Annotated in this window: 7 protein-coding genes and 3 tRNA genes; all 10 read right to left on the bottom strand. The window is 41.2% G+C overall.

Annotated elements, in window-relative coordinates; genetic code table 11:
• Positions 1–76, bottom strand: a tRNA-Lys gene (locus Q0376_RS03175).
• Positions 77–80: 4 nt separating this feature from the next.
• A tRNA-Gln gene (locus Q0376_RS03170) sits at positions 81–155 on the bottom strand.
• 6 nt (positions 156–161) lie between these two features.
• A tRNA-His gene (locus Q0376_RS03165) sits at positions 162–237 on the bottom strand.
• Between the two features lie 131 nt (positions 238–368).
• Complete coding sequence (speE, locus tag Q0376_RS03160; protein ID WP_298703987.1) at positions 369–1,217, bottom strand: polyamine aminopropyltransferase; 849 nt, start codon at positions 1,215–1,217, stop codon at positions 369–371.
• A 50-nt stretch (positions 1,218–1,267) separates the two neighbouring features.
• Positions 1,268–1,900 carry a hypothetical protein gene (locus Q0376_RS03155; RefSeq protein ID WP_298703986.1) on the bottom strand — a complete coding sequence of 211 codons (633 nt, stop codon included), beginning with the start codon at positions 1,898–1,900 and terminating at the stop codon, positions 1,268–1,270.
• A gap of 15 nt (positions 1,901–1,915) precedes the next feature.
• On the bottom strand, positions 1,916–2,347 hold the full coding sequence (locus Q0376_RS03150) for a peptidylprolyl isomerase (RefSeq protein WP_298703984.1): 432 nt from the start codon (positions 2,345–2,347) through the stop codon (positions 1,916–1,918).
• Positions 2,348–3,049 (bottom strand): tRNA threonylcarbamoyladenosine dehydratase, encoded by a 702-nt coding sequence (locus Q0376_RS03145; RefSeq protein WP_298703982.1) that lies wholly within the window; start codon positions 3,047–3,049, stop codon positions 2,348–2,350.
• Between the two features lie 207 nt (positions 3,050–3,256).
• On the bottom strand, positions 3,257–3,628 hold the full coding sequence (locus Q0376_RS03140) for a VOC family protein (RefSeq protein ID WP_298703980.1): 372 nt from the start codon (positions 3,626–3,628) through the stop codon (positions 3,257–3,259).
• A gap of 270 nt (positions 3,629–3,898) precedes the next feature.
• Positions 3,899–7,048 carry an SMC family ATPase gene (locus Q0376_RS03135; protein ID WP_298703978.1) on the bottom strand — a complete coding sequence of 1,050 codons (3,150 nt, stop codon included), beginning with the start codon at positions 7,046–7,048 and terminating at the stop codon, positions 3,899–3,901.
• The gene (locus tag Q0376_RS03130; RefSeq protein WP_298703976.1) at positions 7,045–8,232 is read right to left on the bottom strand and encodes an exonuclease SbcCD subunit D; all 1,188 of its coding nucleotides are present in this window, start codon (positions 8,230–8,232) and stop codon (positions 7,045–7,047) included. The genes Q0376_RS03135 and Q0376_RS03130 overlap by 4 nt, the downstream gene beginning before the upstream one ends.
• Between the last annotated feature and the right edge of the window lie 16 nt (positions 8,233–8,248).

Here is an 8,248-nt window from a genome sequence, read left to right as displayed (position 1 = left end):
TGGTGACTCACCCGCGATTCGAACGCGGGACACCCTGATTAAAAGTCAGGTGCTCTGCCAACTGAGCTAGTGAGTCGTACTGGCAGGGGCGGCTGGGATCGAACCAGCGCATAATGGAGTCAAAGTCCATTGCCTTACCACTTGGCGACGCCCCTAAAATGTGGGGTGAGTAGTGGGGATCGAACCCACGCGTAACGGAGCCACAATCCGCCGTGTTAACCGCTTCACCATACCCACCACTGTGGTTTTACAGGGAACAGTGCCCCGTAACGAAGATTAGTATATCATCGTCACGGGACTCTGTCAACAACTTTTTTATAATTTTATAAATTCATTTATTCGAGCCTGTAACAACTTAATAATTAAGCCTATTTAGTTTCACTAATTCCTAAATATTCTTTTACGAAGTTAGGCAATGCAAACGCGGCTTTATGTATTTCACTATTATAGTATTTTGTAGTAAAGCCCTGCTTACGATTAGGTTCCCAAGTTAATGGATTGTACTGTTTTGAACCTAATGTAAAGCAGTGCATACCAGTTGGGTAAATAGGAATATAGGACATAAATAAATTAGTGTAAGGGAAATGCTTATCTACAAAGCCAAATACTTTCTTTACCAATGGCTGATGCATCATCGGCGATTCTGTTTGTTGCACAAATAAACCATCTGGTTTTAAAGCCTTTAATGTATTAGCATAAAACTCTTCTGTAAAGAGTCCTTCCCCTGGCCCAATTGGATCAGAGCAATCCACAATAATAACATCAAAGGCGTTTTCAGCAGCTTCCATATAAGCAATGCCATCACCGATTTTAACTGTCAATTTAGGATCTTTTCGAATCATTGCATCTGCAATAGTTGGTAAATACTCTTTCGCTAATTCCACGACTTTACCATCAATCTCTACCATGGTAACAGATTCAACACATTCATGACGCACGCATTCTCTAGCTACACCACCATCGCCACCACCGATAATTAGCACATGTTTTGGATTTGGATGTAAAAACAAAGGCACATGAGCAATCATTTCATGGTAGAAAAATTCCTCACGCTCTGAAGTTTGAAATACGCCATCAAGAACAAGCATATTGCCATATTCTAAACTATGCGCCACTTCAATTGTTTGAAACTCAGAAGCCCCTTTATATAAAATTTTATCCACTTCTGCTCGTAATGTTAAATGCTCTGATTGACGTTCTTCAATCCATTGCGTCATATCCAACTCCTCCTAAACTCTATGAGTCAAAGCATAATGCCACGGCTCAATCAATCATTTCGTTTTTGTATGTATGCGAAGCCACCGCCTAAGATAGTATCCTTTAACCATTTTGTCAAAGAGAATTCGCGCGCTATTTCTTCATCATACACAACACAGCGTACATCTTCACCATCATCCGATAGTTTTACAATAGGAACCCAATGCCAAGTAGATAATTCTTTTTCTCGCCCACGATGACGATTCAAAAAGGCTACTGGAGAATCATTGCCTAACCCCTGTTTTATAAACTTAACTACCTCTGAAAGAGGTGCACGACTTACAGCAAAAGGATAAATCCCTAACATTTTAACAGTATATGGTAGGTCTTTATCTTTAATATAATCCGCTAAGCCTTCTTCTAGCCACTGCGTCTTATACAAGCCACCTCCAAAACGTGGCTTAACATAATTAAATACCTCTTCCATCCGTTTTAAAGCTGCCTCGCCATCAGCGCTCGCCTTTGGGTCAAGAATCTGATCGCGAAATTGTACATAACTAATCAACTGAGTAGCGGTTGTAGGACCACACCCAGCGAGTCTTTGCCAATCATCATGGTACCATTCTTGATTGTAACCAAAGGAATGGCGCCCATCTTTTTCAACTTGCAGCCACTCCGGATGTTTGATTGTCAAACTTTCCATATTAGGCCAACCTTCTTACGCTTCTACAACTTCTACAGACTGCATACGGTCACCTTGGTTAATGCGGTCTACTACATCCATACCTTCAATTACTTTGCCAAATACAGTATGAACCCCATCTAAATGTGGTTGTGGTTCATACACGATGAAGAATTGGCTACCACCTGTATTAGGGCCACGATGTGCCATAGATAAGGCACCGCGATCATGCTTATGAGGATTACCAATCAATTCATCTTTAATTGTATAGCCAGGACCACCAGTGCCATTGCCATTAGGGCAGCCACCTTGTGCTACAAAGCCTGGAATTACACGGTGAAATGTAAGACCATCATAAAAGCCTTCTTTAATCAACTTTTCAAAATTAGCTACTGTACCAGGAGCTTCTTTTTCAAATAATTCAATTTTAATATCGCCTTTTTCCATATGGATAATTGCTTGTTTCATTTATTCTACCTCCAATAAATTACGTAATACATAACTCGCTAACATGAGCCCCGATACAGATGGCACGAAGCCACAAGAGCCAGGACTTCTAGAATCATCATCACGAGTAGGTGTCATCGGTTTTTCTGTGGAAAATACTACCGGTTGATGTTTAATGCCACGTTTTCTAAGCTCACGGCGCATAACTTTAGCTAGTGGGCAAGTGTGCGTCTTGCTAATATCCGTAATGGTCAACAGTTCGGGATGCATTTTATTGCCTGTCCCCATGGACGAAATGCAAGGAATGCCTAAGGTTTGACATTCTTCAATAATCGCCAATTTTGCCGTTACCATATCAATAGCATCAATTACATAGTCCACTTTAATATCAGCCAAGAATGTAGGATACTCTTCTTTTGTATATACAATATCATAGGTATCCACTATCATGTCTGGTCGAATCGACAAGGCGCGTTCTTTAGCTACCTCAACCTTTCTTCGTCCAATGGTTTCTTGTGTAGCGATTAACTGACGATTTAAGTTACTCACCGTCACTTTATCCCCATCAATGAGAACTAAACGCCCTACCCCAGTACGTACTAAGGCTTCAAGGGCAAAGCCACCTACGCCACCACAGCCAAACAACGCTACAGATTTAGTGCCTAAATCTGCAATTTTTTCTTTTCCCACTAACCACTCTATACGAGTAAACATATGCTCCATGCTCAAGCTCCAACAATCTCAATTCATTTAGTTAGCTGCCCCACTTATGTTATACAATGTAGGCGCTCTAACTATACTATACGTCTCACACTATTCAATCGAATACTATCTAGGCTAAATATAATCTAGTTCTACTAGCCTAAATATAATCTAATCCTATCTAGACTAAATATAATTCAACCACGTCCTACGCTTAGCGTTTAGCTCTTAGCGTTTCGCTGGAATGACTTCCAACCAATAGCCATCAGGGTCTGCAATAAAGTAGATTCCCATATTAGGATTTTCATATACAATACAGCCCATTTCTTGGTGTAATGCATGAGCTCCTTCATAATCATCAACAACAAAGGCTAAGTGGAATTCATTATCCCCTAAATTATAAGGGCGATCCCAATCACGAAGCCAAGTTAATTCTAATTGATGAGGGCTGTCTGGGCCATCTAAATATACAATTTTAAAAGAGCCATCTTCTGGTTCAATACGACGACCTGGCTTCAAGCCTAGCGCCTTATCATAAAAGGCAATACTCTTGTCTAGGTCGCGAACATTAAAATTATTATGAGCCATAACGAACTTCATCCGAAACCACTCCTTTCAATATTAGATATACATTTTCATAGTTATTAACTAAAAATTATCTCTTGAATACTCACAGTCTTAATCCTACAAAAACACAAGGTGACTGCGTATATATAGTACCATATTTTTCGATATATTACTATAATTCGATATAAGTATATTACTATTTTTCGATATATATTAAACAAATAGCCCTCATTAGGCAGCCTCATTTTAGTTAATAAAATACATATCGTACTATTTTGAAGACTAAATCTCAGCACAATCAAATTATGGCACTACAAACTTAGCCACACTGCCCTGGTCTACAGGCGTCACTTCAAGATGCGCTGGTATTCTAGCCTTTAGCTCTGGTACATGGGAAATCACGCCTACTAAGCGTCCACTGGCTTGCAATTCCAACAAGCTTTCCATGGCCACATCTAATGCATCAGGATCCAACGTACCAAACCCTTCATCTATAAATATAGTGTCTAAATGAACGCCGCCCGCATAGGCTTGAATCACATCAGCAAGTCCCATAGCCAACGATAAAGAAGCCAAAAAGGTTTCGCCGCCTGATAAAGTATTAGCCGGTCGTGCTACACCGGTGTAATTATCAAATACCGATAAATCTAAACCGCGATGACCGCGCCCTATTCCTTCTACAGGGGTGCGTTGCAATTCATAGCGACTCCGACTCATGTGACGAAGTCTCATATTGGCTGCATTTACCACTTCTTCTAAAATAGCCCCTAAGACATACAATTCAAAAGTTACACCGCGTAAGCCTGTATTACCACCATTAGCCATGTCCGATAAATTGTACAAAAATTCACTCTGTTTTGTAATCTGTAAATTATTTTCTACTAATGCAAGATACGAAGCTTGTACCTGTTCTAATCGTTTATATTCCTTCTGATTCACTGCTACTTGCTGTAACTGCACTTCATACTCTTTGGTGGCCGCTTCTTTTTCTTCCTCTGTTATAATTCGACTGGGCGCTTCGATAGCATCTAACTGCTTAGTTAGTTCCTTCACTTTTGTATGCACTTGAACGCAGGCCTCTTTATAAGCGTCCCATTGCATTTGCAACTCTCCCTGCCTATCTACTAAGTCAGCTAACTTGAGCAGCTCTGGTGCTGTTAATTTAGCTTTTTCTACAGCCTCCTCATATTGAGATTTCGCCGTTTCCTTATCTATACGGGTTGTATTAATTTGTTCTTCTGTACTCAGCTGATTGGCTAAGCAAGTAGTGAGCTGCCGGTCTACCTCCTTAGTCGCTTGTTCCTGTTTTAAAAGTTCTTCTTTATAATCTCTTACCCACTGAGATTTAGCCTCTATCCTTTGGTCCCAAGTATCCCAGTCTTCATTAGGTAGTTGACCCTCTATACTCTGGATACTCGCCCCATGAGCTGCCACATCTCTAAGGAGTATTTCTAATGACTCCTTATTATTTTGCAATTCTACATCATATGACTGCTTTAGCGTCTCCGCCCCTTTTATCATTCGAGAAACATCAACCATAGTAACTTTGGCCTGTTTAATTTTATTTAATTCACAGCCTATACGCTTTTCTATTATATCGAGTTCCTCTAAAGCAGACTGAGACACTATGTCATAGTTTATCGCCTCTTCAGAGAAGGCAAATTGCCCGTCTAAAAGAGCTCCCACGACGTCCTCTAAAGCAGCGCTCTTTTCTTTATACTCTAAAATCCAAGCATGTAGTTCCGCTTGCGCAGTATCATATATTTGTTTACGCTCTTCTAATTGACGTCCTAATGCCAGGTGCTTCTCTTCAAGTTTAGAACGATTTTCTAAAGCCTTACTCTGCATCTCTTCTAGCTGTTTCAATCGATTCCTATCAAAGTGGAGCGGATAATCTGCTATATGAGGATGAGTTAAGGAGCCACAAACCGGACAAGGCTTACCTTCCTCTAAACGCTCCGCTAGGAGAGCAGCCTCTTGCTGTTTTACTAGCTCTCGCTCTAGAAGAACGGCCTGCTTTGCTTCTTCTTCTGCCGTAATACTCTGAGCCAACCTAAGTTCCAGTTCTTTTGACTCTTTTCGTGCACACACATCCGCTTCAACGGCCTTTTGCAACTGTTTCCAAAGACGCTCACCAGCTTGGCACCAATTCTTCGTCTCTAAAAAGGCCCCTTCATGCTGAACAAGCTGTTCCAAGGACTTATATTGGGCAGTCAATTCTTCTATATGTGTTACTTTTTCTTGTACAGCCTTTTCTTTTACATCAATCGCCGTTCGCTTCAAAGCTTCTTCCGCTTGCTTTTGAGTTAATTCACTTTTAAATGTACTTAGTTTTTTTCTAAGTCCTTCAATAGTTTCAGCTTGTTGTAACAAGGTTTGATGAGCTTCAAACTGCGAACGTTTGCCTTCTAAGACTTTCGCCTCACTTTGTAAGCTTGAAGCCATCTCATCTAAACGCCCTTTTAATTCTACTAATTCGGCTAATTTCAAAGCCAATTGTTCTTCTTTTTCAGCTAAAACTTGCCAGCTCTTTTCATACACACGAATGGATTCATAGGCTTTTAACTGTTCTAATGTCTTACCTAAAGCCTCCATGGACTGTGCCTTAGCCGCAAGTTGCGCTTCATGTTCTTTTTCCACCTCAAGAGATGTAATCACAGTCTGACGGCGCAAGCCCGCATCATACGCTGCGATTAGCTGGGAATAAGATGCTTTTATTTTCTCCAAAGCTAATTCAGACTCTTTGGTTTCCACTGCTTTAGCGTCCACTAATTGAGCTAATTCTAATTGCGTATTAACCCCTTCTGCTTGTAGCATATATTGCTGCTCATCAATAAGAGCTTGCGCAGATGAAACTACGTCATTATATTCTTCCTTCAATACCTCTTGGAGACGCTTGAATATATCAGTTTTAAACAAACTATTCATGAGCGCTTCTCGCTCCGATGTGGGGGCCACTAATAATCGCCTAAATTCCCCTTGTGGCAATAACACAACTTGAAGGAATTGATCTACGCGAAAGCCTAAAATCTCCTGAATTTTACTACTCACTTCAGTGCGACGACTACTATATTCTTGCCAATCACCGTCTTTAAAAATCCACAAAATAGCCGTCGCATCCACTTCCCGAGTACCAGTGCCACGCTTTTTCTTTAATGTCTGCTTAGGCGCTCGTTCGATTTTATACAACTGATTACCAATAGAAAATTCAAAAGTAACGATGGTAGGCATCGTTTCATCAGCATAGTCACTTCGCATAGTCTGCCCATTGCGAAGACGCCCACTAGTTTCTCCAAATAAAGCAAATACCATGGCATCTAGAATCGTAGTTTTCCCCGCCCCTGTGGGACCGGCAATAAGAAATAAGCTATTATCTTTTAAATCATCAAAATGTAGTTCTGTGGTGCCACTAAAAGGACCAAAGGCACTCATAGTTAATGAAACAGGTCTCATCCTTTGTCCTCCTTCAAAATGCGTTCCCAAAGACTATTTATATATGTGCGCTCCGCATCATTTAGCTTAGAGTCACGTACAGATTCCGTAAATTGTTCAAATAGCTCCCGCTCTGATAATTTTTTAAACTGCACCTCACCCAGAGCGTCATGTTCCTTGACCAAGCGGCCAACTAATTCTAAACTCATCGCCATAGGATAGGCCGCCCGAAGTCGCGCCATACCATCGAGCACGGGCGCCTTATCTGTGAGTCTAAATAAAACATAATCATCCCTATGACGACTTTGTAAATCTGCATCTAAAAGGAACTCATCAAATAAACCTTCTAATACTACTACATCATGCAATGGTTCAATAGGAATCGTCTCTATCTCCACCGATCCATCTGCAGCTATATCTACAATGGTAAAGCTTTTTTTATGCTGCGCCTCATCAAAGGAATATTTCAACAAGGAGCCACTATATCGAATTGTAGGTAATCCCATCTGCTGCGGTCTATGAATATGACCAAGAGCCGTATATGTAAAAGGGGTAAAGACATCAATGCCTACATTAGAGGAGCCTCCAATAAGGAGGGGCCGTTCCGAAGCTGATGTTTCACTCCCTGCTACCATGGCATGGGCTATAGCAATAGAGCGAGCCCCTTTAGGCACTAAGGTCTGCATATAAGTGGACCAAGCAGCATAGGTTGCTCCATACTCTGTGACCACATCATCATCTATAATTCTTCGTCCTATTTGTGCTTGCAAATTTTCTAATTCCTGCTTCACTGACCGCGGTTCGGTAAAGGGAAACGGACAAAAATAAAACGGTCCTGTCTCATCAGTCAACACTAAAGGCTCCAAAGATAAACCCATTTGCCCCCAAATATGAACGCCCATCGGTGCCAATAAAGCCTTGTTCACCGCAAGGCGTTCCGCACTGTCATGATTCCCTCCAATAACTAAAACCGAGATACCTAACTCTAAGGCGACTTTTGTGAGAATCATGTCCCATAAAGCCACTGCATCCACTGGTGGTACGGCACGATCATATACATCACCGGCAATGACTAATACATCTATGCGCGCCTCTTTTAGAAGCTGTAATAATTGATGCTCCAGCACATAGGCTTGGTCATCAGTTAAATGACGCGCATAGAAGATGCGACCTAAATGCCAGTCCCCTGTATGTAATATCCTCATACAAACTCCTTTTACA

It is taken from the genome of uncultured Veillonella sp. (assembly GCF_937981445.1).
In the GTDB taxonomy this organism is placed as follows: Bacteria; Bacillota; Negativicutes; order Veillonellales; family Veillonellaceae; genus Veillonella_A.
Note: the sequence above shows the minus strand (reverse complement) of the source record. Positions and strands in the feature narration are given on the sequence as shown.

What these genes read in the sequence shown, in the direction of transcription:
- speE (WP_298703987.1), bottom strand. Translation starts at nt 1,217, where the DNA reads ATGACGCAATGGATTGAAGAACGTCAATCAGAGCATTTAACATTACGA.
- Q0376_RS03155 (WP_298703986.1), bottom strand. Translation starts at nt 1,900, where the DNA reads ATGGAAAGTTTGACAATCAAACATCCGGAGTGGCTGCAAGTTGAAAAA.
- Q0376_RS03150 (WP_298703984.1), bottom strand. Translation starts at nt 2,347, where the DNA reads ATGAAACAAGCAATTATCCATATGGAAAAAGGCGATATTAAAATTGAA.
- Q0376_RS03145 (WP_298703982.1), bottom strand. Translation starts at nt 3,049, where the DNA reads ATGGAGCATATGTTTACTCGTATAGAGTGGTTAGTGGGAAAAGAAAAA.
- Q0376_RS03140 (WP_298703980.1), bottom strand. Translation starts at nt 3,628, where the DNA reads ATGAAGTTCGTTATGGCTCATAATAATTTTAATGTTCGCGACCTAGAC.
- Q0376_RS03135 (WP_298703978.1), bottom strand. Translation starts at nt 7,048, where the DNA reads ATGAGACCTGTTTCATTAACTATGAGTGCCTTTGGTCCTTTTAGTGGC.
- Q0376_RS03130 (WP_298703976.1), bottom strand. Translation starts at nt 8,232, where the DNA reads ATGAGGATATTACATACAGGGGACTGGCATTTAGGTCGCATCTTCTAT.